Origin of the sequence: Rhodococcus rhodochrous, assembly GCF_900187265.1 — a bacterium.
GTDB lineage: Bacteria > Actinomycetota > Actinomycetes > Mycobacteriales > Mycobacteriaceae > Rhodococcus > Rhodococcus rhodochrous.
Window position 1 is genome coordinate 2,162,694 of the sequence record NZ_LT906450.1, and the last position, 24,614, is coordinate 2,187,307.

27 protein-coding genes are annotated in these 24,614 nt (G+C 69.0%); 17 read left to right on the forward strand and 10 right to left on the reverse strand.

Features of this window, described 5'->3' with window-relative positions; genetic code table 11:
* Nucleotides 1-22 precede the first annotated feature (22 nt).
* A complete protein-coding gene (locus CKW34_RS09875; protein ID WP_167388356.1) occupies nt 23-2,806 on the forward strand; it encodes a DNA translocase FtsK in 2,784 nt (927 codons plus the stop codon).
* Between the two features lie 216 nt (nt 2,807-3,022).
* Nucleotides 3,023-4,006 (forward strand): TerC family protein, encoded by a 984-nt coding sequence (locus CKW34_RS09880; protein WP_059381237.1) that lies wholly within the window; start codon nt 3,023-3,025, stop codon nt 4,004-4,006.
* Here the strand turns inward: CKW34_RS09880 and CKW34_RS09885 are convergent.
* Entirely contained in the window at nt 3,996-4,280 is a 285-nt protein-coding gene (locus CKW34_RS09885; RefSeq protein WP_059381238.1) for a YciI family protein, read from the reverse strand. The two genes, CKW34_RS09880 and CKW34_RS09885, sit on opposite strands and share 11 nt — an antisense overlap.
* Nucleotides 4,281-4,305: 25 nt before the next feature.
* Nucleotides 4,306-4,833, reverse strand: coding sequence for an amino-acid N-acetyltransferase (locus CKW34_RS09890; RefSeq protein WP_226949806.1), 528 nt, complete (start codon nt 4,831-4,833; stop codon nt 4,306-4,308).
* 43 nt (nt 4,834-4,876) lie between these two features.
* Between CKW34_RS09890 and pgsA the strand changes: the two genes are divergently transcribed.
* The 4 genes from pgsA to pspM all read left to right on the forward strand — a co-directional run bounded on the left by pgsA (nt 4,877) and on the right by pspM (nt 8,055).
* On the forward strand, nt 4,877-5,620 hold the full coding sequence (pgsA, locus tag CKW34_RS09895) for a CDP-diacylglycerol--glycerol-3-phosphate 3-phosphatidyltransferase (RefSeq protein WP_059381239.1): 744 nt from the start codon (nt 4,877-4,879) through the stop codon (nt 5,618-5,620).
* Nucleotides 5,621-5,826: 206 nt separating this feature from the next.
* Entirely contained in the window at nt 5,827-6,213 is a 387-nt protein-coding gene (locus CKW34_RS09900) for a helix-turn-helix domain-containing protein (protein WP_059381240.1), read from the forward strand.
* A 199-nt stretch (nt 6,214-6,412) separates the two neighbouring features.
* On the forward strand, nt 6,413-7,219 hold the full coding sequence (pspA, locus tag CKW34_RS09905) for a phage shock protein PspA (RefSeq protein WP_006551283.1): 807 nt from the start codon (nt 6,413-6,415) through the stop codon (nt 7,217-7,219).
* Between the two features lie 26 nt (nt 7,220-7,245).
* Nucleotides 7,246-8,055 (forward strand): phage shock envelope stress response protein PspM, encoded by an 810-nt coding sequence (gene pspM, locus CKW34_RS09910; protein WP_080968162.1) that lies wholly within the window; start codon nt 7,246-7,248, stop codon nt 8,053-8,055.
* Nucleotides 8,056-8,114: 59 nt separating this feature from the next.
* Here pspM and CKW34_RS09915 read toward each other — a convergent pair whose 3' ends face one another.
* The 3 genes from CKW34_RS09915 to CKW34_RS09925 are packed head-to-tail and all read right to left on the reverse strand — an operon-like array spanning nt 8,115 to nt 10,013.
* Nucleotides 8,115-8,720, reverse strand: coding sequence for a CbiQ family ECF transporter T component (locus tag CKW34_RS09915; RefSeq protein ID WP_059381241.1), 606 nt, complete (start codon nt 8,718-8,720; stop codon nt 8,115-8,117).
* Nucleotides 8,717-9,397, reverse strand: a complete 681-nt coding sequence (locus tag CKW34_RS09920; protein ID WP_016692684.1) for an energy-coupling factor ABC transporter ATP-binding protein — start codon at nt 9,395-9,397, stop codon at nt 8,717-8,719. Before CKW34_RS09920 ends, CKW34_RS09915 begins: the two co-directional genes overlap by 4 nt.
* Before the next feature lie 19 nt (nt 9,398-9,416).
* A complete protein-coding gene (locus tag CKW34_RS09925; RefSeq protein WP_059381242.1) occupies nt 9,417-10,013 on the reverse strand; it encodes a biotin transporter BioY in 597 nt (198 codons plus the stop codon).
* A 246-nt stretch (nt 10,014-10,259) separates the two neighbouring features.
* On the opposite strand from CKW34_RS09925, the gene CKW34_RS24470 reads away from it, so the two are divergent.
* The 6 genes from CKW34_RS24470 to recX all read left to right on the forward strand — a co-directional run bounded on the left by CKW34_RS24470 (nt 10,260) and on the right by recX (nt 14,643).
* A complete protein-coding gene (locus tag CKW34_RS24470) occupies nt 10,260-10,433 on the forward strand; it encodes a hypothetical protein (RefSeq protein ID WP_167388357.1) in 174 nt (57 codons plus the stop codon).
* 16 nt (nt 10,434-10,449) lie between these two features.
* Entirely contained in the window at nt 10,450-11,169 is a 720-nt protein-coding gene (locus CKW34_RS09930; RefSeq protein WP_059381243.1) for a PIG-L deacetylase family protein, read from the forward strand.
* A gap of 64 nt (nt 11,170-11,233) precedes the next feature.
* Complete coding sequence (locus tag CKW34_RS09935) at nt 11,234-12,379, forward strand: glycosyltransferase (RefSeq protein WP_197700701.1); 1,146 nt, start codon at nt 11,234-11,236, stop codon at nt 12,377-12,379.
* A 37-nt stretch (nt 12,380-12,416) separates the two neighbouring features.
* Entirely contained in the window at nt 12,417-12,611 is a 195-nt protein-coding gene (locus tag CKW34_RS09940; protein WP_059381488.1) for a DUF3046 domain-containing protein, read from the forward strand.
* A gap of 265 nt (nt 12,612-12,876) precedes the next feature.
* Complete coding sequence (gene recA / locus CKW34_RS09945) at nt 12,877-13,920, forward strand: recombinase RecA (protein ID WP_059381245.1); 1,044 nt, start codon at nt 12,877-12,879, stop codon at nt 13,918-13,920.
* A gap of 105 nt (nt 13,921-14,025) precedes the next feature.
* A complete protein-coding gene (gene recX, locus CKW34_RS09950) occupies nt 14,026-14,643 on the forward strand; it encodes a recombination regulator RecX (RefSeq protein WP_059381246.1) in 618 nt (205 codons plus the stop codon).
* Nucleotides 14,644-14,647: 4 nt separating this feature from the next.
* Here the strand turns inward: recX and CKW34_RS09955 are convergent, their stop codons facing one another.
* The 4 genes from CKW34_RS09955 to gluA form a co-directional block, all read right to left on the reverse strand.
* Nucleotides 14,648-15,556 carry an amino acid ABC transporter permease gene (locus CKW34_RS09955; RefSeq protein ID WP_059381247.1) on the reverse strand — a complete coding sequence of 303 codons (909 nt, stop codon included), beginning with the start codon at nt 15,554-15,556 and terminating at the stop codon, nt 14,648-14,650.
* Nucleotides 15,553-16,233 (reverse strand): amino acid ABC transporter permease, encoded by a 681-nt coding sequence (locus CKW34_RS09960; protein ID WP_059381248.1) that lies wholly within the window; start codon nt 16,231-16,233, stop codon nt 15,553-15,555. The genes CKW34_RS09955 and CKW34_RS09960 overlap by 4 nt, the downstream gene beginning before the upstream one ends.
* Nucleotides 16,234-16,359: 126 nt before the next feature.
* Nucleotides 16,360-17,193, reverse strand: a complete 834-nt coding sequence (locus tag CKW34_RS09965) for a glutamate ABC transporter substrate-binding protein (protein WP_059381249.1) — start codon at nt 17,191-17,193, stop codon at nt 16,360-16,362.
* Between the two features lie 68 nt (nt 17,194-17,261).
* On the reverse strand, nt 17,262-17,990 hold the full coding sequence (gene gluA / locus CKW34_RS09970) for a glutamate ABC transporter ATP-binding protein GluA (protein ID WP_174479586.1): 729 nt from the start codon (nt 17,988-17,990) through the stop codon (nt 17,262-17,264).
* A 297-nt stretch (nt 17,991-18,287) separates the two neighbouring features.
* Between gluA and miaB the strand changes: the two genes are divergently transcribed.
* Together miaB and CKW34_RS09980 are read left to right on the forward strand one after the other, a co-directional pair.
* Entirely contained in the window at nt 18,288-19,745 is a 1,458-nt protein-coding gene (gene miaB / locus CKW34_RS09975; protein ID WP_231921925.1) for a tRNA (N6-isopentenyl adenosine(37)-C2)-methylthiotransferase MiaB, read from the forward strand.
* Entirely contained in the window at nt 19,733-20,326 is a 594-nt protein-coding gene (locus CKW34_RS09980; protein ID WP_059381252.1) for an Rv2732c family membrane protein, read from the forward strand. Before miaB ends, CKW34_RS09980 begins: the two co-directional genes overlap by 13 nt.
* Before the next feature lie 71 nt (nt 20,327-20,397).
* Here the strand turns inward: CKW34_RS09980 and CKW34_RS09985 are convergent, their stop codons facing one another.
* Entirely contained in the window at nt 20,398-21,810 is a 1,413-nt protein-coding gene (locus CKW34_RS09985) for a DUF349 domain-containing protein (RefSeq protein ID WP_059381253.1), read from the reverse strand.
* 148 nt (nt 21,811-21,958) lie between these two features.
* Between CKW34_RS09985 and CKW34_RS09990 the strand changes: the two genes are divergently transcribed.
* From CKW34_RS09990 to dapF, 3 genes are read left to right on the forward strand one after another with little or no spacing between them, the layout of a single operon-like run.
* Complete coding sequence (locus CKW34_RS09990; protein ID WP_059381254.1) at nt 21,959-22,672, forward strand: class III extradiol dioxygenase subunit B-like domain-containing protein; 714 nt, start codon at nt 21,959-21,961, stop codon at nt 22,670-22,672.
* Nucleotides 22,669-23,631, forward strand: coding sequence for a tRNA (adenosine(37)-N6)-dimethylallyltransferase MiaA (gene miaA, locus CKW34_RS09995; protein WP_059381255.1), 963 nt, complete (start codon nt 22,669-22,671; stop codon nt 23,629-23,631). Before CKW34_RS09990 ends, miaA begins: the two co-directional genes overlap by 4 nt.
* Nucleotides 23,632-23,641: 10 nt before the next feature.
* Nucleotides 23,642-24,508 (forward strand): diaminopimelate epimerase, encoded by an 867-nt coding sequence (gene dapF, locus CKW34_RS10000; protein WP_059381256.1) that lies wholly within the window; start codon nt 23,642-23,644, stop codon nt 24,506-24,508.
* Nucleotides 24,509-24,614: the final 106 nt, after the last annotated feature.

Below are 24,614 nucleotides of genomic sequence, written 5' to 3' on the forward strand. Positions count from 1 at the left end.
CCGTGCGGCTACCCTGGCGGACATGGCAGGAAAGTCGTCGGGCAGCCGCGGAACGTCGTCTACGACCTCTCGGTCGCGGACGGGGGCGCGGGGCTCGGGCGGCAGCACCTCCCGTGCCCGCAGTGCGGGTGCCTCCACCTCGAAGACCCGATCGACCGCGAAGTCGAAGGCGTCCGGTTCGTCCCGGTCCACCGCCGCACGCAAGCCGCGGGCCGCGGCCTCGACCACGAGCCGTCGCAGCGGGGGCACCGCGCGTCGCGCTCCGGCCGCGAGCCGACGTCCCGCGCCCGCCCGTCCCCGGCGCAGTTCCGGGGGGATCCTCACCGCCGTGGGCCGCACCGTCGGCGCCGGCTGGATGATGACGGCCCGCGCCGTCGGAGCCACGACCCGAACGATGGGTCGCGCCACCGAGATCGAGTCCGGACACCGCCGCGACGGCATCGCGCTCGGACTGATCTCCCTCGGCGTGATCATCGCCGGCACGGTGTGGTTCGGTGTCGGTGGCCCGGTGGGCGAGTGGGTCGAGACGGCTGTCCGTGCCGTCACCGGCGGTGCGAGCGCGGTCCTTCCGCTCGTCGCGGTCGGCATCGCGGTGACGCTCATGCGCACCGAACCGCATCCCGAGATCCGTCCGCGGCTCGTCGTCGGCGGACTGCTCGTCGGTCTGCCCGCACTGGGTCTGTGGCACATCGCCTCCGGTTCACCCACCGACGCGGAGGGCCGCGCCGAGGGAGCCGGTTTCGTCGGTGCCGCCGTTGGCGGCCCGCTCACCTCCGGACTCACCGTCTGGCTGTCCGTGCCGCTGATGCTCCTCGCGGCGGGCTTCGGGATCCTGCTGCTCACCGGCACCACGGTGCGGGAGCTGCCCGAACTGTTCCGCGACTACTTCGGTCTCGGCTACCGCGCCGAGGACGAGTACGGCGACTACGACGACCACTACGACGACGGCTACGGCTACGACGAGCCGCCGATGTTCGACGCCGACGGCTACCCGATCGACGAGCCGCCCGCGCCCAAGCGGTCCCGCCGCCGGCGTACCCCGGTGGAGAACTACCCGCCCGACGAGTTCGACGGCGACGCGAAGACCGAGGTGCTCCCGCTGTGGGACGACCGCGCAGCCGAACCGGAGAAGCCCACCTCACCACCGGCCACGCTGGAGATGCCCTCGGTCGCCGAGACCCCGGCTGCAGCACCGGCCCCCGCTCCCACCCGCAAGAAGCCGAAGGCCGCCCCGGTACCCGAGGTCGTCGACCAGACCACCGAACCGGAACCCGCCGAGACGTTCGTCCGCGACCGCGAGGTCGAGGGCGACTACACGCTTCCCTCGCTCGAGTTGCTCACCAAGGGCGACCCGCCCAAGACGCGGTCGGCCGCGAACGACCAGATGATCGAGGCGATCACCGAGGTCCTCGAACAGTTCAAGATCGACGCAGCGGTCACCGGCTTCACCCGCGGCCCGACCGTCACCCGCTACGAGGTCGAACTCGGCCCCGGCGTCAAGGTCGAGAAGATCACCGCGCTCGCCCGCAACATCGCGTACGCCGTGGCGACCGACAACGTGCGGTTGCTCGCGCCGATCCCGGGAAAATCCGCCGTCGGTATCGAGGTTCCCAACACCGACCGCGAACTCGTGCGCCTGTCGGACGTGCTCGCGGCACCGTCGACCCGCCGCGACCACCATCCCCTCGTCATCGGTCTCGGCAAGGACATCGAGGGCGACTTCGTCTCCGCCAACCTCGCGAAGATGCCGCACCTTCTGGTCGCCGGTTCCACCGGGTCCGGTAAGTCGAGCTTCGTCAACTCGATGCTCGTGTCGCTGCTCATCCGCGCGACGCCCGACGAGGTGCGGATGATCCTCATCGACCCGAAGATGGTCGAGCTGACGCCCTACGAGGGCATCCCGCACCTGATCACACCGATCATCACGCAGCCGAAGAAGGCCGCGGCGGCGCTCGCGTGGCTCGTCGAGGAGATGGAGCAGCGCTACCAGGACATGCAGGCCAACCGGGTGCGGCACATCGACGACTTCAACGCGAAGGTGAAGTCGGGGGAGATCACCGCACCGCTGGGCAGCGAGCGTGTGTACCGGCCGTATCCCTACATCCTCGCCATCGTCGACGAGCTCGCCGACCTGATGATGACGGCCCCGCGCGACGTCGAGGACGCCATCGTCCGCATCACTCAGAAGGCCCGCGCCGCCGGCATCCACCTCGTGCTCGCCACCCAGCGACCCTCGGTCGACGTCGTCACCGGTCTCATCAAGACGAACGTGCCCTCGCGGCTCGCGTTCGCGACGAGTTCGCTCACCGACTCGCGCGTCATTCTTGACCAGCCCGGTGCCGAGAAGCTCATCGGTATGGGCGACGGACTGTTCCTGCCGATGGGCGCGGGCAAACCGATCCGTCTGCAGGGCGCGTTCATCACCGACGACGAGATCGCAGGGGTCGTCGACTTCGCCAAGAACCAGGCCGAACCCGAGTACAACGAGGGCGTCACCGCCCCGAAGGCCGGCGACAAGAAGGACGTCGACCCCGACATCGGCGACGACCTCGACGTCTTCCTGCAGGCCGTCGAACTCGTCGTCACGAGCCAGTTCGGTTCGACGTCGATGCTGCAGCGCAAGCTCCGCGTCGGATTCGCCAAGGCCGGTCGCCTGATGGACCTGATGGAGACACGCGGCGTGGTCGGGCCGAGCGAGGGCAGCAAGGCCCGCGACGTGCTCGTCAAGCCGGAGGAGCTCGACGGCCTGCTGTACTCGATCCGTGGCGGCGGAGACCCGGCGGAGGCCCCGGCCGCCGAGCAATGAGACCGGCCCGTTCGACGGACCGTCACTGCTGCCTCCGGCGGGAAGTGACGATGTGTGGCACAATCGGGGGAGCTGTGGAGGGGAGTATCCCCTGATCCGCGGCGGTCTCGTCAACACGTGCGGCGCCGATGCCGTCCCGGGGCCGTCGGTCCGGCGATGGTCCGGGCGGGAGAGACCTCCGGCAGGTACGCATACCTACCGGAAGGCCCTGTGCCCATGCACGTAACCCTGACCACGTGGTTGATCACGATCGCCGTCATCATCGGGTTGTTCGTCTTCGACTTCTTCGCCCACGTCCGCAAGCCGCACGCGCCGACCCTGCGCGAATCCGGCTTCTGGTCGGCCGTCTTCATCGCCATCGCGATCCTCTTCGGCGTGATCGTCTTCGCGATCTGGGGCCCGACCTACGGCGGTGAGTACTTCGCCGGCTACATCACCGAGAAGGCGCTGTCGGTCGACAACCTCTTCGTGTTCGTCATCATCATGGCCACCTTCGCAGTGCCCCGTGAATACCAGCAGAAGGTCCTCACGATCGGCATCGTGCTGGCCCTGGTGATGCGCGGTGCCTTCATCGCGGTCGGTGCCGCGGCGATCAACACCTACAGCTGGGTGTTCTACCTGTTCGGCTTCTTTCTCATCTACACGGCCGTCAAACTCATCCGCGACCACGGCGAGGACCCGCAGGGCATCTCCGAGAACCGGATGGTCAAGCTGGCCCGGAAGTTCCTGCCGGTGCACGACGAGTACGACGGCGACCGGCTCGTCACCCGCATCGACGGCAAGAAGCTCGTCACGCCGATGCTGCTCGCGCTCGTCGCGATCGGGTTCACCGACATCCTCTTCGCGCTCGACTCGATCCCCGCGATCTACGGTCTGACCAATGAGCCGTACCTGGTGTTCACCGCGAACGCCTTCGCGCTGATGGGCCTGCGACAGCTGTTCTTCCTCATCGGCGGTCTGCTCGAGCGGTTGGTCTACCTGTCCTACGGACTGTCGATCATCCTGGCGTTCATCGGCGTGAAGCTCGTGCTCCACGCCCTGCACGAGAACACGCTCGGCTGGATCAACGGCGGCGAGCACGTCGCCGTCCCGGAGATCTCCACCGGCGTGTCCCTGGTCGTGATCGTCGGCGTGCTGGCCGTGACGACGGTGGCCAGCCTGCTGAAGACGCGCGGCGAGAAGGAATCCGTCAGGAGTTGAACACACCCATCACCGGGTTCCACCCGGTGATGCGCACGGCATCGACGAGGTCGCGCTGCGCGAACGGGTCCTGGGCCATCAGTTCGCGCGCCGCGGCCTCGTCGGCCACATCGATGAGGATGAGCGCACCCGAACCGTCCGTCCACGGGCCCGTCGCCCGCACGATTCCCTGTTCGACGAGATCGCCGAGCCATGCGCGGTGCTTCGGGCGGTGCTCGTCGCGCGCCGAGGCGGTCGCGTCCGAATAGGTGTACTCGACGGCGAACAGGGCCATGCGGGCCTCGCTTTCGTGGTCTCGATCAGAGGGTGAGGAGCATCCGGGTGTTCCCGAGCGTGTTCGGTTTCACATAGCTCAGGTCCAGGAACTCCGCGACGCCCGTATCGTACGACCGGCACATCTCCGCGTAGACCTCGGCCGTCACAGGAGTCCCCTGGATCTCCGCGAAACCGTGCCGCGCAAAGAATTCCACCTCGAAGGTGAGCACGAACAATCGTTCCAGCTCGAGCTCGCGGGCGACCTCGATGAGGCGCGCGACGATCAGGTGACCCGCGCCGTGGCCCTTGACCGACGGGTCGACGGCCACGGTGCGTACCTCGCCGAGATCCGACCACAGCACGTGCAGGGCACCGCAACCGACGACCTGCCCTGCGAGTTCGGCCACCCAGAACTCCTGGACGGCCTCGTACAGGGTCACCAGATTCTTCTCGAGCAGGATCTTGCCCGCGTAGATGTCGATGAGCCGCTTGATCTCGGGCACGTCGGAGGTTCGGGCGCGCCGGACGACCATTCGATCGTTCGAGTCGTGGTTCGTCGGCGGTGTCGTCATGCGGTGAACAGTAGCGCGTGCAGCTACCGATATTGTGGGGCACATGAGCACGCCCCGCCAGCATGTCACCGCGTCGGGCGGGAGCGGCGCCGCACCGGGACCGCACGCCGGGAGCCCGCACGATCCGGTGCCGTTGTGGAACATCGCCAACATCCTGACGGTGGGTCGGATCGCGTTGGTACCGGTCTTCCTGGTGCTGCTCTTCGTCGGCGACGGGCACGACACCGTATGGAGGCTCGCGGCGACCGGAGTCTTCGCGATCGCCGCCATCACCGACCGGATCGACGGTCAACTCGCGCGAAAGCACGGCCTCGTCACCGATTTCGGCAAACTCGCCGATCCCATCGCCGACAAGGCACTCATCGGTGCCGCACTCGTCGGACTGTCGCTGCTCGGCGACCTGTCCTGGTGGGTCACCGGGATCATCGCGGCCAGGGAGCTGGGGATCACCGCCCTGCGGTTCGCTGTGCTCCGGCACGCCGTGATCCCGGCGAGTCGCGGCGGAAAGCTCAAGACCCTGGTGCAGACGCTCGCGATCGGCGTCTACCTGCTGCCGCTGCCCGAATCGGTGGCGCCGGTGGCGATCGGCCTGATGATCCTGGCGGTCGCCCTGACAGTGGTGACGGGACTCGACTACGTGGTCCAGGCGATCCGGTTGCGTACCGGGGTGCGCCGGAGCGAGAGCGGCCGTGCAGACGACGTCACGGGGGAGGACGTCACGGGGGAGGGCGCAGCCACTCGGGACACGCCGGACGACGGTCGCACGGTGGGTGAGGACGCCCGGTAACCACGCCCGGTAACCACGGGCGGGATGTGCGGGATCGGGCCCGGCGCGGACGACACCGCTGTGTCGGGACTACTCGGACGTCTGCAACCGCCGTCGGCGTTGTAATGTCTGGACACCGCGGTATCGAGGTCCGATCGGTCTGCGGGAACCTCGCAGCGTCGTCGTGCGTTGACGAGGTGTCGGCACGACGGACGAAGGAGGATGGGATGGCGCTGTTGTTGCGTGAGGCACTCGGTGACAGCCTTCGGCGCACCCGTGTTTCGCAGAGCCGCACCCTGCGCGAAGTCTCCAGCAGCGCCCGGGTCAGCCTCGGTTACCTCTCGGAGATCGAGCGCGGCAGGAAGGAGGCCTCGAGCGAACTGCTCGCGGCCATCTGCGACGCACTGGAGGTCCCGCTGTCCGACGTGCTGTTCGACGTGAGCGGTCTGCTGGCGGACGGCCTCGACCGTCGCACGGACATGGAGACCACCGCAGCCGCCACGGCATCCGCCGAGCGGTCCGACGACGGCGCCACCGCCGAGCCCGGGTTGCTCGCGCAGGAGCCGCGGATGGTGATCCCTGCACCCGCCGCGCAGGCGCTGGCAGCCGCCTAACATGGATCACGAACCGTGCCGGCCTCGCCGGATACGGTCGTAAGCGACATCGACCGGGGCGTGGTGCGTGCACGGACCCGGCCGGGGCAGGTGGGTCGTCGGGGGTAGCAGCGGACCGGCGATCTTCGAACCGGGGCGCGAGGGCCGCGTACCGGGTCGCGTTCGGCGCGGCGTACCAGATGGAGGCAGGATCACACCCATGGCTAATCCTTTCGTCAAGGGCTGGAAGTACCTGATGGCGCTTTTCAACTCGAAGATCGATGAGAAGGCCGATCCGAAGGTCCAGATTCAGCAGGCGATCGAGGACGCGCAGCGTCAGCATCAGGCGCTCTCGCAGCAGGCGGCCTCCGTCATCGGTAACCAGCGTCAGCTCGAGATGAAGCTCAACCGCCAGCTGGACGAGGTCGAGAAGCTCAACGCGAGTGCTCGCCAGGCCGTCATGATGGCCGACCAGGCGACGGCGGCGGGCGACACCGAGAAGGCGATCCAGTACACGAACGCGGCCGAGGCCTTCGCGGCACAGCTCGTCACCGCCGAGCAGTCCGTCGAAGACCTCAAGGTGCTGCACGACCAGTCGCTCCAGGCGGCCGCGCAGGCCAAGAAGGCCGTCGAGCAGAACGCCATGGCGCTGCAGCAGAAGGTCGCCGAGCGCACGAAGCTGCTCAGCCAGCTCGAGCAGGCCAAGATGCAGGAGCGCGTGAGCGAGTCGCTGCGCTCGATGGATTCCACCCTCGCAGCTCCGGGCACCACTCCGAGCCTCGACGCCGTCCGCGAGAAGATCGAGCGTCGCTACGCCAACGCTCTCGGTTCGGCCGAGCTCGCCCAGAACTCGGTGCAGGGCCGCATGCTCGAGGTGCAGCAGGCCACCGTCCAGATGGCCGGCCACAGCCGCCTCGAGCAGATCCGGGCGTCGATGAAGGGCGAGGCGCTTCCGGGTACTCCCGCCAACCCTGCCGTCGACACGCGCAAAGAGCCCCCGAACGCGGCCGGTACCACCGGCCGGTGATCCGTACGCCTCGGAACTGATCCGCCGTGAACGACTCCGGAGACGACCGGACCGGGAACATCCCCGGTTCGGTCGTCTCTGCGTTCCGCGACGCCACCGACACCGCGATGGAGGCCGCGCGCCGTTGGCGCGATCCCGCCGCCCGCTTGCGGCGTAAGAAGCGTCGCGCGCGTCGACGCGCGAGTTTCTTCGGTGCCGGCTCGGGCACCACTGCGATCGGCACCGCGACCCTCGCCGTCGCGTCGGCTCCCGAATGGACGCTCGTCGCGGCCGGGGGAGCGACAGCGGCTCTCGCGGTGCCCGCCGTCCTCGCCGTCCGCACGTTCCGTCGTCTCGATGCGGTGCCGCTGCCCCCACCGCCGCCGCGTCGCCGGTCGCTGCCACCGGCCGGCTCGGTCGCCCGTGCTCCGATGGAACGCCTCGCGGCGAACGAGGAGAGCCTGCGACGTCTGCTCGGTGTGCTCGTGCGGTCGAACTCCGTGGCTCCCGACGACCTCACCGAGATCGACGACGCGGCCCGCGCAGCCGCAGCCGCACTCGATGCCGTCGTCGAGGATGTCGTGGCCCTCGAATCCGCCGCGCGGGGCAGTGCGGCCGCGAAGACCCATCTGTCCGCTGCCATCGTCGACGCGGGCGAGCGTCTCGGGACGGGTGTCGACCAGTTCGAGGAACTCGTCGCCGCCGCCGCACGCCTCGCCGCGACCGCCGAGGGCAACCGGTCGCTGGCGGTGCTCGACCAGCGACGCGCCGAACTGATCGCCACCTCCGACAAGCTCGAGAGCTGGGCGCAGTCCTGGCGCGAGTTGGGGCAGATCGAGCAGCGTTACCGCCCCTGAGGGGTGGAACATTTCCGTCATCGACACCGCGAGCCGAACACGTCGGTCGTCGACACCTGTCAGTCGTCCACACCACGAGCGGCGAGGGCCTCACCCATCGCCTCGGCGGTGCGCAGCGCTCCCACCACCACTGGAACCACGAGGGCCCGCAACGAGAATCCGAGACCGCGCGCCTTGCGTGCCTCTGTCACGCGGGTGATCACGGTGCCGATCAGCGGGATCGCGCGGACGGTCATCACCAGTACGAGTCCGACCCGGTCGGGATCGACCCCGACGCGCGCGAGGGGACGGGCCGCCCGCACGATCGCGTCGAGCATCTCGGTGGTCCGCGTCGTGAGGGTCACGAGGGCGGCCAGAGCGACCGCCACGAGCAGCGACCCGCAGATCACGACCGCCCGTTCCCACCCCGCTACGAGGACCTGAAACGCTGCGATGATCGCCAGCATCCACACCAGCGGCCGCAATTGCACGACGGCGAGACGCGGAGGTATGCGCGCCGCCGCGTACGCGAGCACGGCCAGTGCCAGCGCGGGAAGCACCTGCCAGGGCTGCCGGATCCACAGGGTCAGCGCGAGGATCAGCGCTGCGACCGCGAGCAGTTTCGCTCCCGCCGGAAGCCGGTGCAGGACCGAGTGTCCGGGGTGGTAGAGGCCGAAGGTGTTCACCCGATCAGATTCCGGTAGAACGCGAGCGCGGACGCCGGTTCGTCGTCGGCGACGATCCGCCCGGAGTCCACCACCAGCACACGATCGAAGTCGGCGAGGAGATCGAGATTGTGGGTCACCGCGATCACCTGCTGCGGCAGGCTCGCGAAGGTGCGCGCGATGAGCTTCGTGTTGCGCAGGTCCAGCAGCGTCGTCGGTTCGTCGGCGACGAGCACCGCCGGGTCGGTCACCATGATCGCGGCGAGCGCGAGCAACTGTTTCTGACCGCCCGAGAGCAGGTGACTGGGGTGGTCGTGGTGTCCCGCGAGCCCGAAGTCTGCGAGGACCTGCCGTACCCGGGCCTCGCGTTCCTCCTTGCCGAGTCCGCTGCGCCGCAGCGAGAAGGCGACGTCCTCGGCCACGGTGGGCATGACGATCTGGTGGTCGGGGTCGGTGAAGACGAATCCGACCTTCCTACGGACCTCCCGGCCCTTGCGGGCCGTGTCGAGGCCGTCGACGGTCACCGACCCGGACGACGGGACGAGCAGGCCGTTGATCATCCGTGCCATCGTCGACTTGCCGCTGCCGTTCGCACCGACGATGCCGACGCGTCGTTCGGTGAGGACGACATCGACCCCGTCGAGGACGGTGCGGTCGCCGTAGGCGTGCCGCACCTCCCGGAATCGGATCTCGCTCATCGACGGTCGGTCGGCGGCGTCAGTGCGCGGGATCCGCGGCGGGGCGGGGTGCGATGCGCGGTGCCGCCAGTGCGGGGTAGGCGCGGTGCACCTGGGCGGCGACCGCCGCGGCGACGACCGCCTTGGCCAGGTCGCCCGGCAGGAAGGTGACATTGGCAGCGGCGGCGGCCCACACCGTGAGATCGGTGCGCAGGACCATGCCCGCGATACCGAAGGCGTAGAGCACGACGATGCCGCCGAGGACGTTGACGGCCACACCCGGCAGCGTGCGGTAGCGCGGCAGCATCTTCATGCTCAGCCAGCCGATCACGGCGACGGCGGGGATCCAGCCGATGAGGAAGCCCACCGTGGGACCGGCCAGCGAGGTGAGGGTCGTGCGGCCGCCGGCGAGTACGGGCAGCGCCAGTCCCAGCACGATCACGGTGAGCACCGACAGGACACCCTTGCGTGCGCCGAGCAGTGCACCCGCGAGCATCACGCCCAGGGTCTGCAGCGTGATGGGCACGCCGGACGAACCGATGCTGATCTGACCGGGCAGTCCCAGGGCGATGATCAGGGCGGCGAAGACGGCGATCTGCGCGAGGTCGCGCGCGGGGATACGGCGGGACGAGGACACGATTACTCAGCCTTCCGATCGGACGGTGAACCCGTAGAGCCTAAGCCGTGACGACGTGCCGCGGGTCACCGACCCGTCTGCGGATGCCCCGGGCCACACCGGGGTGCGTCTCCGGGTGTCCCCTGATCTTTCCCTGATATCTGTGCTGACCTGCTGTTTTTCGTCGCCCGAGCTGTCAGGATCGAGGCGTACCGAGCAAACGGAGTCCGGCGCGGAAGCGGCCGGCATCGAGGGTGGGAGTACCCAATGTTCTGGAAGATCGTAGGAATCGTCGCGGTGGTGTGGGTCGGCCTCGCCGTACTCGGCGCCCTGCTCGACAACCTGATCGGCTTTCTCGTACTCGGCGCCGTGATCTTCGGCGGATACCTGCTGTACAAGGCAGTATCGGGAGGTGACAAGCACGACCTGACACGTCTGTAGGACGAAGGGGGCAGCTGTGGAGGCGGTACCGGAGGACTGGCAGGACGGACTCGTGATCGCCGCGCACCCCGACGACATCGAATACGGTGCCGCCGCGGCCGTGGCCCGATGGACCTGGCAGGGCAAGCAGGTGCGCTACGTCCTCGCGACGAGCGGGGAGGCCGGGATCGCCGGGCTCGACCCGAAGGAGTGCGGCCCCCTGCGGGAGGCGGAGGAACGCGAATCCGCGCGGATCGTCGGCGTGGACTCCGTGGAGTTCCTCGGCCACCGCGACGGGCACATCGTCGCCGGTCTCGACCTGCGACGCGACATCGCGGCGAGCATCCGCAGACACCGACCCGAGATGGTGGTGACCGGGAACTTCGGGCTCACCTGGTTCCCCGGCATCCTCAACAGTGCAGACCACCGTGCGGTCGGGCTGGCCGTGCTCGACGCCGTCGCCGACGCCGCGAACGAGTGGATCTTCCCGGAACTCGCGGAGGCCGGTCTCGAAGCCTGGCCCGGGGTGCGGTGGGTGGCGGTCGCCACGACGTCTCCGACGCACGCGGTGGACGTCACCGACACGGTCGAGGTGGCGGTCGAGTCGCTCTCGGCGCACCGCCGCTATCTCGAGGCCCTCGACGACAGGAGCGCCGAGGAGCAGGCCCGCGAGCAGGTGGAGCGGTCGTCCGCACCCCTGCCGGGCTTCCCGGCCGCTCGGGCCGCCGGATTCGAGCTGTACACCTTCGCGGGATAGGGGACGTCCCACGACGGTGCGGTGACATCTCTCCCGCGTGCACGGGATGTGGCAGGCTGTGCGCGTGCGAGTGGCGGTGGTGGCCGGGCCCGATGCGGGTCATGCGATTCCGGCGATCGCGTTGTCGCTGCGGCTCGCGGATGCCGGGCACGACGCGGTCGTCTTCACAGGCGAACGATGGCTCGGCCTCGAACTGCCCGGGGTGACGTTCGCGGAGTTGAAGGGGCTCGCGCCCCGGCTCGGGGACGACGACGGCGATGCGGGGGCGAAGATCCACGCCCGTGCCGCCCACATCGCGAGCGAGATGCTCCCGGATCTCGGAGCCCTGCTACCCGACCTCGTGGTGGCGGACGTGCTCACGGCCGGCGGAGGGATGGCCGCCGAGCGCCTGGGGATCCCGTGGGTCGAGCTCTCGCCGCACCCGTTGTACCTGCCGTCGCGCGGGCTCCCGCCGATCGGCAGCGGTCTCGATGTGGGCACGGGCGTGCGGGGCCGGTTGAGGGACGCCGCGTTGCGGGCGATGACCGCGAGATCGCTGCGGCAGGGGGAGCGCGAGCGTTCGGCCGCACGCGTCGGGATCGGTCTGCCGGCGCGCGATCCCGGGCCCCGGGCCCGGCTGATCGCCACCCTGCCGGCACTCGAGGTGTCCCGCCCCGACTGGCCCGGGCACGCGCACGTCGTCGGTCCGCTGCTGTGGGAACCCACCGCGGAGATCCTCGGTCCGCCGCCGGGTGACGGACCTCTCGTGATGGTCGCGCCGTCGACCGCGGTGACCGGGGTGACCGGGATGGTCGAGACGGTCTGCGACGCACTCGACGGTGCCGGGATGCGGGTCGCCGCGACGATGCTCGATCCCCCGCAGCAGGCGCTTCCGAGCTGGGCCGTCTCGGGTCGTGGCAGGCAGGACGTCCTGCTCCGGCAGGCCGATGTCGTCGTGTGCGGGGGCGGGCACGGGATGCTTGCCAAGACGTTGAGTGCGGGGGTTCCGGCGGTGATCGTGCCCGGGGGCGGTGATCAGTGGGAGCTGGCGAACCGCGCCGCACGGCAGGGGAGTGCGGTGGTGGTCCGTCCGCTCGAGGCGGCTGCGGTCCGCTCCGCGATCGACACCGTGTTGTCGTCACCGGACTTCGCCGCCGCGGCGCGTGCGGCCGCGGACGGCGCCGGTGACGTGGAGGATCCGGTCGCGGTATGCGAGGCCGCGGTGGACTGACTGTCGTGCCGCAGCACGCGCGACTACCGTGGTCGGGGTGCGGTTGACGGAGTTCTACGAGGTGGTCCGGGACGAGTTCGGACAGATGCACGGCGATGCCCTGCTGCGCGATCATGTGCTGCTCTCGCTCGGTGGACGGACGGCGGCCGAGGCGATCGAGGCGGGGCGCGAACCCCGCGAGGTGTGGCGCGCGCTCTGCGACGAGTTCGACGTCCCGCCCGTACGGCGGTAGGCCCGGAACCGGCCGGGGCGTTCCGACCGGAGTCGGTGCCGGTGTCGATTTTCTGTCCGACCGGGATGCGACCATTCCTCACGTACACGAAGCGACCGGATTTCGAACACGTGTTCGGCTATGCTGGGAGCGCCGGATGGGTGTTGTCCACAGGTAGTGATTCCATCCACAGATGCGGCGTTTCCGCGGTCGCGACAGCGAACTTGTCGGTGCCGGGTTCTAACGTCGTCGACAACAAGGACGAGATTCTATTAAGGGGACCAAGATGGCAGCACAGGCTCACGACCGCGAGAAGGCGCTCGAGCTCGCCCTCGCGCAGATCGACAAGAGCTTCGGTAAGGGCTCGGTGATGCGCCTGGGCGAGGACGTCCGTCCGCCCATCGCCGTCATTCCCACCGGGTCGATCGCACTCGACGTGGCTCTCGGTATCGGCGGTCTGCCGCGCGGGCGCGTCATCGAGATCTACGGCCCGGAATCGTCGGGTAAGACGACGGTGGCCCTCCACGCGGTCGCCAACGCGCAGGCCGCCGGCGGCATCGCGGCGTTCATCGACGCCGAGCACGCCCTGGATCCGGACTACGCGCGCAAGCTCGGTGTCGACACCGACGCCCTGCTCGTGTCCCAGCCCGACACCGGTGAGCAGGCCCTCGAGATCGCCGACATGCTCATCCGCTCGGGTGCGCTCGACATCATCGTCATCGACTCGGTGGCGGCGCTCGTGCCCCGCGCCGAGATCGAGGGCGAGATGGGCGACAGCCACGTCGGTCTCCAGGCCCGCCTGATGAGCCAGGCGCTGCGCAAGATGACCGGTGCGCTCAACAACTCCGGCACCACCGCGATCTTCATCAACCAGCTGCGCGAGAAGATCGGCGTGATGTTCGGCTCGCCCGAGACCACCACGGGCGGTAAGGCGCTGAAGTTCTACGCCTCGGTGCGTCTGGACGTGCGCCGGATCGAGACGCTCAAGGACGGCGGCGACGCGGTGGGCAACCGCACCCGTGTGAAGGTCGTCAAGAACAAGGTCTCGCCTCCGTTCAAGCAGGCCGAGTTCGACATCCTGTACGGCCAGGGCATCTCGAAGGAGGGCTCGCTCATCGACATGGGTGTCGACCAGGGCTTCATCCGTAAGTCCGGCTCCTGGTACACCTACGAGGGCGACCAGCTGGGGCAGGGCAAGGAGAATGCCCGCAAGTTCCTGCTCGAGAACACCGATGTGCGTGACGAGATCGAGAAGAAGATCAAGGAGAAGCTCGGCATCGGTGCCGTTCTCACCGATCCGAGCGATGTCGAGGAGCCGGTCGACTTCTAGTCACCGCCCAGAACCCGCGGGGGCACGGACGCACGTTGCGTCCGTGCCCCCGCGGCGTATCCGCACGCGACTGCGCTGTCGGTGGGTCCGGTTACTGTGCGCGTCATGGACGACCCCGAGGAACGACGGCCCCAAGCACGGCGCGAACGACGCGGACGGCGTCGCTCGGCCCGCACCGAGCAGGAACTGCCCGGCGGTGGCACCGAAGCGCAGGCCAAGGACGTCTGCCTCCGTCTGCTGACCGATCGCGCACGCAGCCGATCCGAACTCGCGACGAAGCTCGAGCAGAAGGGTTTCGCGTCCGACGTCGCGGAGCGCGCCCTCGATCGTCTCACCGAGGTCGGATTGATCGACGACGCGGATTTCGCGAACCAGTGGGCACGGTCACGGCATCTGCATGCGGGGAAGGGCAAGCGCGCGATCGCACTCGAACTGCGCCGCAAGGGAATCGACGCCGACGATGCGGCCGCGGCCCTCGAGCAGATCGACACCGCCGACGAACGCGAGCGAGCGATCGAACTGGTCCGCAAGAAGCTCCGTACCCAGCCGCCGCTGCCCACCGAGGGGGACCGGCGCGAGATCGCGGCCGAACGCGACAAGCTGGTACGGCGGCTGGTCGGGATGCTGGCCCGACGCGGCTACGCGCAGGGGATGGCCTTCGACGTCGTGCGGGAGGAACTCGCGACGTTCGGTGCCGACGCGAGCGACCTCCCGCACGACTGAAGCGTTACTTCCGGCCCTCGCCGGTCAGGTCCAGGCCCGGCACCGTCATGGTCGGAACGGTTCCCGGATCCTCGGCCGGCACGGCACCCTTCTTGCGCTTTCCGGATCGCAGACGCTTCTCGAGCCAGACCGCGAACTGCGTCAGCGCGCTGTTGAGGATGATCATGATCGCAGCGACCACCAGCAGCGACGGCAGGTAGTTCTGGAAGAACGCGCCGAGCTGCTGGCCGGAACGCACCACTTCGACATAGCCGATGAGGTAGCCGAGCGCCGAGTCCTTGAGCGCGATCACCATCTGCGACACGATCGCCGGGAGCATGACCGTGACGGCCTGCGGCAGCAGGATCAGCCGCATGAGCTGGTTCTTCCGCATGCCGATCGCGAAGGCCGCCTCGCTCTGACCGCGCGGGAGCGACCTGATGCCTGCGCGCACGATCTCGGCGATGACCGAGCCGTTGTACAGGGTCAGGCCGGTGATGACGGCCGCGAGCGCGAGATACCCCGACTTGAAGACGCGGTACTCGGCGAACACCTGGTAGGCGAAGATCATCAGGATCAGCACCGGGACGGCGCGGAACAACTCGACGATCGCGCCGGCGATCCAGCGGACCCACCGGTGGTCGGACAGGCGCGCGATGCCCAGGACCGTGCCGAGCACGAGTGCCAGCACGATCGATGCGACGGCCGCGATGATCGTGCCGCGGATGCCGGGCAGCAGATAGGTGGTCCAGCTGGACGATTCGACGAACGGCTCCCACTTGGCCGCTGTCAACTGCCCGTTGGCGTCGAGTGCGCGGTAGACGATCCAGCCGGCGACGACGAGGAGCACGGCCACGACCACCGACAGGATCTGGTAGAGCGCCTTGGCGCGGGGTCCCGGTGCGTCGTAGAGAACGGTTCCGTGTGCACTCATCGGGCGACCTCGTATCGCTTGCTGAGCCGACCGAAGAACAGGCCGGTGGGAAGGGTGAGGATGACGAATCCGAGCGCGAAGATGCCACCGACGACGAAGATGGCCGCTTCGTTCTCGATCATCGTCTTCATCAGCAGCGAGGCCTCGGACACGCCGATGACGGAGGCGATCGTCGAGTTCTTGGTCAACGCGATGAGCACCGAACCGAGCGGGGCGATGACCGCGCGGAACGCCTGCGGAAGGACGATCAGGCGCAGATTCTGGCTGAAGGTCAGGCCCAGCGAGCGGCCGGCCTCCGACTGCCCGAGCGAGACCGTGTTGATGCCCGAGCGGAGCGACTCGCACACGAACGCCGCCGTGTAGACGCTCAGGCCGAGCACGGCGAGCCGGAAGTTGTTGTCCACCAGGAATGTCGGCGACGACTCCGAAGCCAGTTTGATACCGAGTGTCTGGGACAGACCGAACAGGCAGAAGATGATGATCAGGGTCAGCGGGGTGTTGCGGAAGATCGTCACGTAGGCGGTGCCGACGGCACGCGCCACGGGGATGGGGGACACACGCATTCCGGCGAGGATCGTTCCGAGGATCAGTGCACCGATCGCCGAGATGACGGTCAACTGGATCGTGGTCCAGAACGCGTCGAGTAGCTGGCTGCTGTACTTGCTCAACAGATCCACAGGTCACTCCGGGATCGAGGGGACGGATGGGAGTCCGGAACGGTCCGGCCGGTCCGTGGACTCACGGACCGGCCGCACCGGCGGACGTGACGGGTGGTGATACCCGTGCGCGGTGACGATCGACACTCAGTAACGATCGACGCTGGGCTGCTCCGGGAGCTCGTAGCCCGAGGCGCCGACGGTCTCCTGGAATGCGGCCTCCCATGCACCGCTGGCGATCATCTCCTCGATCGCGTCGTTGATCGCGTTGCGCGACTCGTCGTCGCCCTTGGCGAGACCGATGCCGTAGCGCTCGGTGGTGAACGGCTCACCGACGACCTTGAAGTCGCCCGGGCTCTGTGCGGCGTAACCGGCGAGGATGATGTCGTCGGTGGTCACCGCGTCGACCGCACCGTTGCGCAGCGCCTCGACACACAGCGAGTAGGTGTCGAACTCCTGGAGCTGGACGTCCTGCGCGTAGTTGTCCTTCACGTTCTGGGCCGGGGTCGAACCCGCCACCGAGCACAGGCGCTTGCCGCCGCTGAGCGTCTCGGGACCGGTGATCTCGGTCTCGTCCGCGCGCACGAGGAGCGACTGTCCGGCGATGAAGTACGGGCCTGCGAAGTCCACTTTTTCCTTGCGGGCATCGGTGATCGAGTAGGTCGCAACGACGTAGTCGACCTCACCGTTCTGGATGAGCGTCTCGCGCTGGGCCGAAGGAGCCTCCTTGAAGGTGATGTTCTCCGGCGGGACACCGAGCTGGCCGGCGACGTACTCGGCGACCTCGACGTCGAACCCGCTGAACGAACCGTCCGGGTTGCGCAGGCCCAGGCCCGGCTGGTCGAACTTGATACCGACCGTCAGGGTGCCGTTCTCCGCGGACTGCGAGACGCTGCGCGTCTCGTCGCCACCGCACGCCGTGGCGACCACTGCCACGGCGACGGCGCCGATGCCCAGGCGGATGGAGCGGGACAATTTCATCGAATACCTCCGGTGCGGTTCGGAACTACGTCCGGCGGGCCGGGCGGCCCGTCGGATGCGGGGAAAGGTCAGTGACTGAGGATCTTGCCGAGGAAGTCCTTGGCGCGATCGGATTTCGGTGCGGTGAAGAAGGTCTCGGGATCGGTGTCCTCGATGATGCGGCCGTCGGCCATGAACAGCACGCGATCGCCGGCCTTGCGGGCGAATCCCATCTCGTGGGTGACCACGACCATCGTCATGCCCTCCTTCGCGAGGGAGGTCATCACGTCGAGGACTTCCTGGACCATCTCGGGGTCGAGGGCGGAGGTGGGCTCGTCGAACAACATGACCTTGGGGTTCATCGCGAGCGCGCGTGCGATTGCGACGCGCTGCTGCTGACCACCCGACAGCTGCGCCGGGTACTTGTCGGCCTGGTTGGCGATCCCGACCCGGTCGAGCAACTGCATCGCCGACTCGCGGGCCTTGTCCTTCTTGATCTTGCGCACCTTGATGGGGCCGAGCATGACGTTCTCGAGGATCGTCTTGTGGGCGAACAGGTTGAACGACTGGAACACCATGCCGACGTCCGAACGCAGGCGGGCGAGTGCCTTGCCCTCCTCCGGCAGCAGGGTGCCGTCCACGTGGATCTCTCCCGAGTCGATCGGTTCGAGCCGGTTGATGGTGCGGCAGAGGGTCGATTTACCCGAACCCGACGGGCCGACGACGATGACGACCTGTCCTCGCGGGATCTCGAGGTTGATGTCCTGCAGTACGTGCAGGGATCCGAAATGCTTGTTCACCCCGTTCATGGAGATCATGGACGAGTTGGTGTCCGACTTCTCGGACGGACGATCCGTTCCGGCTGCCGCTGATGTCATATCTGCAGACCCTATGCCGTCCGACCCCCGAGACTTCGCATTTCGGGACACCTTCGGTGCACGCGTCACGGGATTTTTACTGCACGAGCAGTAACGGATACCTCGACGGAGCCCGCACGGTCGGCGCGAGGGAAGAGGGCCCACCGAGGTGAGATACCCTGAGACGTGTCACTGATCGACGAAGAAGCCCCCCGTACCGGTGCCCGGACCTACGAGGTCCGCACCTACGGCTGTCAGATGAACGTACACGACTCCGAGCGTCTGTCGGGGTTGTTGGAGGACGCCGGCTTCACCAAGGCCGCGCCCGGTGCGTCACCCGATCTGGTGGTTTTCAACACCTGCGCGGTGCGGGAGAACGCCGACAACAAGCTGTACGGCAATCTGAGTCATCTGCGTCCGGTCAAGGACGACAACCCCGACATGCAGATCGCTGTCGGAGGCTGCCTCGCCCAGAAGGACCGCGACACGGTCGTCAAGAAGGCGCCCTGGGTCGACGTGGTCTTCGGCACACACAACATCGGTAATCTCCCCGCCCTGCTCGAACGCGCACGGCACAACCGCCGCGCCGAGGTCGAGATCCTCGACGCCCTCGAGGCGTTCCCGTCGACGCTGCCCGCCAAGCGTGAGTCGTCGTACGCCGGATGGGTGTCGATCTCCGTCGGCTGCAACAACACGTGCACCTTCTGCATCGTGCCGTCGCTGCGCGGCAAGGAGGTCGACCGGCGCCCGGGCGACATCCTCGCCGAGGTGCAGGCGCTCGTCGACGAGGGCGTGCTCGAGGTGACACTGCTCGGCCAGAACGTCAACTCCTACGGCCGGTCCTTCGCCGATCCGGAGCAGCCCCGCGACCGGGGCGCCTTCGCGTCGCTGCTGCGCGCGTGCGGCGACATCGAGGGGCTCGAGCGGGTGCGCTTCACCTCCCCGCACCCGGCGGAGTTCACCGACGACGTCATCGACGCCATGGCGCAGACCCCCAACGTGTGCCCGCAGCTGCACATGCCGCTGCAGTCCGGCAGCGATCGGATCCTGCGCGCCATGCGCCGCTCGTACCGCAAGGAACGCTTCCTGGGCATCATCGAGCGGGTCCGTGCCGCGATGCCGCACGCGGCGATCACCACCGACATCATCGTCGGCTTCCCCGGTGAGACCGAGGAGGACTTCCAGCAGACCCTCGAGGTCGTCGAGAAGGCGCGCTTCACCAGCGCGTTCACCTTCCAGTACTCGAAGCGCCCCGGCACGCCCGCAGCCGACATGGAGGGGCAGGTCCCCAAGGCCGTGGTGCAGGAGCGTTACGACCGTCTGATCGCGCTGCAGGAACGCATCACCCTCGAGGAGAACCGCAAACTCGTCGGCACCGAGGTCGAACTGCTCGTCGCAGCGGGGGAGGGCCGCAAGAACGCCGAGACCGCCCGGATGAGCGGGCGTGCCCGCGACGGCCGCCTCGTCCACTTCCGTCCCGAGGGCGCGATCGACACCTCGGTGCGTCCCGGCGACGTCGTCACGATCGTCGTCAGCGACGCCGCGCCGCACCACCTCGTCGCGGACACCCTGATCCTCACGCACCGCCGCACACGTGCGGGCGACCACTTCGAACAGGGCCGGCTGCCCAAGACACCGCCGATCGGTGTCGGACTCGGACTGCCGAGCATCGGCGTCCCGGACCCGCTGCCGCCTCAGATGGGATGCAACGCATGACCACCGACAAGCCGCACGATCACCACGCGACGGGTGACGTACGCGCCGAACTCGAAGCCGCCGAACGGAAGGTGGCGAGCGACATCGACCCGGGCGCCCGGGCGATGTTCGTCGCGATCGCGGTCCTGATCCTGCTGGCGACCTTCAGCCTGCCCCACGCCGGATCCGCCAACGGGTGGGAGGTACTGTCCTTCGCCCCGGACGCGACCGCCGAGGAGATCGGTCTCCCGTCACGGCTGTTCGTGGGCTTCGCCGTGGTCTTCGCCGGTCTGGGCTCGATCCTCGCGCTCGTCACCCGCAAGTGGGCGCTGGCGTGGGTGTCCCTGGCCGGCTCGGCCGTGACCATCGTCTTCGGCATGCTCGCGATCTGGTCGCGCCAGACGCTGCCTGTCGAATCATCCGCCGCGGGACCGGGATTCGGTCTCGTGATCGGCTGGTTCGCCGTCATGGTCATCGTCTTCCACTGGGCCCGTGTGGTGTGGGCGCGGACCTCGGCCCAGCTCGAGGCCGAGGCCGAGTTGCGGAAGGTGGCGGCCCAGCACGAACGGCCCCGCCTGATGCGCGACGACCCCGAGGACTGACGCCTCCCGAACGAAGACGATCCCCCTCTCCCGACCGGGAGAGGGGGATCGTCCGTTTCGGATGTCGCGGGTCAGCGCTCGCCGACGGCGCCTTCGGCTGCGTCCGCCCACTCACGCCACTGCGCCGCCTGGGCGAGAGCCTTCTCGGCCTCCTTGGCCCGGCCCGCGGCGGTCGCCTTGGCGGCCTGCTCCTCGAACTGGCGCACCCGCTCACGGAACTGGGCCGCGCGCGCGAGTGCCTCGGGATCGGTGCGGCGCCACTCGGAATCCGCGGCCTCGCGCACCTTCTTCTCGATGGCCCGCAGCCGACCTTCGAGATCGTGCATGCGGTCGCGCGGCACCTTGCCGATCGCCTCCCACTGGTCCTGCAACTCGCGCAGGCGCGCCCGGGCACCTTCGAGATCGGCCGACGGGTCGATCGAGGAGGCCGTCTCGAGCAGGGCCTCCTTCGCGCGGGCGTTCTCCTCGAACTCGGCGTCGCGCTCGGCGTTCGCGGCGTTGCGCGCGGCGAAGAAGACGTCCTGGGCGCCCTTGAACCGCTTCCACAGCTGGTCGTCGGCGTCCTTCGGTGCGCGTCCGGCCGCCTTCCACTCGGCGAGCAGGTCGCGGAAGGCCGCGGCGGTGGCACCCCAGTCGGTGGAGTTCTGCAGTTCCTCCGCCCGGGCGACGAGTTCCTCCTTGCGGCTCTTCGCCGCGGCGCGCTCACGATCGAGTTCGGCGAAGTGGGCTCCGCGACGCCGGTTGAACGCCTCGCGTGCCTTCGAGTAGCGACGCCACAACACGTCGTCGACCTTCCGGTCGACCCCGCGGATGGTCTTCCACTCCTCGAGGATCTCGCGCAGCCGGTCGCCGGCGGCCTTCCACTGGGTGGATTCGGCGGCGATCGTCTCGGCCTCGGCCGCGAGGGCCTCCTTGCGGGCCGTGCTCTCGGCGCGCCGACGCTCCTTCTCCTGCTTGGCGAGAGCCGCAGCCTCCTCGGAGTGCTCGATGATCGCGGCGAGCCGGGTGGCGAGCGCATCGAGATCACCGATGACGGCGGCGGTCGGCAGCGACTCGGCCAGTGCCTCGGCGGCCGCGCGGGTCTTCTTCACGTCGGCGGTGCCGGAGGTCAACCGGGTCTCGAGGATCGCCACCTCGGTGGCGAGATCGTCGTAACGGCGTCCGAAGTGCGCGAGGCCCTCGGCGGCGTCGCCTGCCTGCCACGATCCGATGCACCGCTCGCCCTCGCTCGTGCGGACCCATGCGGTGCCGTCCTCGTCGACGCGTCCGAACCGACTCGGATCGCTCGCGGGCACCGCCGGGACGTGGGGGTGCGTCTGGGCCGCGACAGGATGCGGCTTCGGGGGTGCTGCGGTGGAACTGCCGTTCTCTCGGCCCGCAGGGCCGGGCGTCGCAGCATGGGCTCGGGGCGTGGCGGGACCGGGACGCGGGGTCCGCTCCTGCGTCGACTCGCCGGTTCGGTCCTGTGCGTTCGGGTCGCTCATCGATACCTCATCTCTGCCGCGCGGCACGGCTGCCTGGTCGCATGGTCTACCGCCGGTCGATCCCGGGGTTCCGCGATCGTGTCCGCCCACTATTGAAACAGGTCGTGTCGATGCAGGGCGCCGGGTCCGGTGGACTACGGTTGCCGATGTGTTGACCGCCGCGGCGTTCGTGCCGTCCCCACCGCTGCTCGTCCCCGAGCTGACCGGTCTCGCCGCGTCCGAGACCGACGATCTGCGCGAGGCGGTTCTCGAGGTCGGTCGCAGCCTGTCCGATGCCGCGGAATGGGTGGTCGTGGGCGCCGAGTCGGCCGAACAGACCGTTCCCTCCACCGCGCGCGGGACCTTCCTCGGGTTCGGTGTCGACGTCACCGTGCAGCTCGGTCCCGAGGCCGCCGGCGAACCCGATCCCGCGCTCGCATTGACCGCTCTGGTGGCCGGCTGGATCCGCGACCGCACGGCACCCGGCACCCGCGTGACGACCCACGTGGTGGCCGTCGACGCGGACGCCGCGCACTGCGCCGATCTCGGCCGCGACCTGCGCACGGCGCTCGACCGCGACGATCTGCCGCGAGCACTGCTCGTCGTCGCGGACGGAGCGACCACCCTCACGACCAAGGCGCCCGGCGCCTACGATCCGCGCTCGGAGGAGGTCGAGGCTGCCCTGGCGGCGGCGCTCGCCGCCGGCGACCCGGAGGCGCTCGCGGCGCTCGACCCCGACCTGTGTTCGGACATCAAGCTGACCGGACGCGCCGCCTGGCACGTCCTGGCGGCCACCCTCGGCGAGCGCCCGCGCTCGGCGTCCGTGACCTACTCCGCCGCGCCCTACGGCGTGGGCTACCACGTGGGGATCTGGACACCGTGAGCGCAGGAAGCACCGGTCCCGCCGACACGCTCGTCCCGATCGCGGTCGTGGGCCCCACGGCCACGGGCAAGTCCGATCTCGGACTGGACCTTGCCGAGGCGCTCGGCGGCGAGATCGTCAACATCGACGCGATGCAGCAGTACCGCGGCATGGACATCGGGACGGCCAAGCTGCCGGCGGACGAGCGTCGCGGCATCCCGCACCATCAACTCGACGTCCTCGACGTCACCGAGACCGCGACGGTCGCCCGCTACCAGCAGGCCGCCATCGACGACGTCGAGGCGATCCTCGGCCGCGGTCGCCTCCCGATCGTCGTCGGTGGATCGATGATGTACGTGCAGGCACTGCTCGACGAATGGCAGTTCCCAGCGACGGATCCGCAGGTCCGCGCCAAGTGGGAGGCGGTGCTCGAGACCGAGGGACTCGCAGCGGTCCACCGGGCACTGCAGAGCGCCGATCCCGCCGCCGCGGCGACGATCCTGCCCACCGACGGCCGCCGCATGGTCCGCGCGCTCGAGGTCGTGGAGCTGACCGGGCAACCGTTCGCGGCATCGCAGCCGACGATCGGTGAGCCCCGTTGGGGCACCGTGATCCTGGGCGTCGACCGCGACACCGCCGAGCTGGACGACCGCATCGCGCGTCGCACGGACCTGATGTTCGAACGCGGCCTCGTCGACGAGGTGCACGGACTCCTCGAAGTCGGCCTGCGCGAGGGTGTCACGGCGCGTCGCGCGATCGGTTACGCGCAGGTCCTCGCGTACGTCGACGGGGAGTACGACCTCGATCACGCGCGCGAGCGGACGTTCATCGGGACCCGGCGCTACGTGCGACGGCAACGCTCGTGGTTCCGCCGCGACCCGCGCATCCACTGGCTCGACGGCGCCGACCCCCACCTGCTCGACGTCGCCCTGCGGGCCGTCCGGGACGCACGCACATCACCGGCCTCACCAGCCCGATAAGGTAGCGCGCATGGAGTTCAGCAAAGGGCACGGAACCGAGAACGACTTCGTGATCCTTCCCGATCCCGACGCGCGTCTGGACCTCGACGCAGGCCGGATCGCCGCCCTGTGCGACCGGCGTCGCGGGCTCGGTGCCGACGGTGTGCTCCGCGTCGCCCGTGCCGGTGCGCTGGTGTCGGCCGGCGTGCTCGGAGAACTGCCCGAGGGCACCGGGGCCGACGACTGGTTCATGGACTACCGCAACGGCGACGGATCCATCGCCGAGATGTGCGGCAACGGTGTGCGGGTGTTCGCGCACTATCTCACCGCGCACGGGCTCGAGAACCGCCGCGAGTTCGTCGTCGGCAGCCGCGCCGGAGGCAAGCCCGTCACGGTGCACGAGACCGGACCTGTCCTCGGCGAGGTGACGGTGGACATGGGCACGGTGCGCACCCTCGGCGAGTCGGCGGCGACCATCGACGGGCGGGTCTATCCGGGCATCGGCATCGACGTCGGCAACCCGCACCTCGCGTGCGTGGACCCGCACCTGAACGAGACGAGCCTGGCCGGTCTCGACCTCACCTCGCCCGGCTTCGACCCGGGCTTCTTCCCGCACGGCGTCAACATCGAGTTCCTGACCCCCATCGCGGCCGGAACGGTCCACATGCGCGTCCACGAACGCGGCGTGGGGGAGACCCGCTCGTGCGGAACCGGCACGGTGGCCGCGGCCGCTGCGGCCCTGCGCTTCGACGGCGCATCCGACGGTGCGGTGCGGGTGCAGATTCCCGGCGGCTCGGTCGAGGTGCGGATCGAGGACGGTCGCGCCTGGCTGCGCGGACCGTCGGTGCTGGTCGCGACGGGTGAACTGGACGACACCTGGTGGTCGGCGCCGAACTGATCGGCGCTGCTCGGCCCGGCGGAGGGTGCACTCGGGTACCCCCTGCGCGAATGCGGCGGAGAAACTCGAATGCACCGATTCGGGCTTCGTGACACCATGGAGGTGT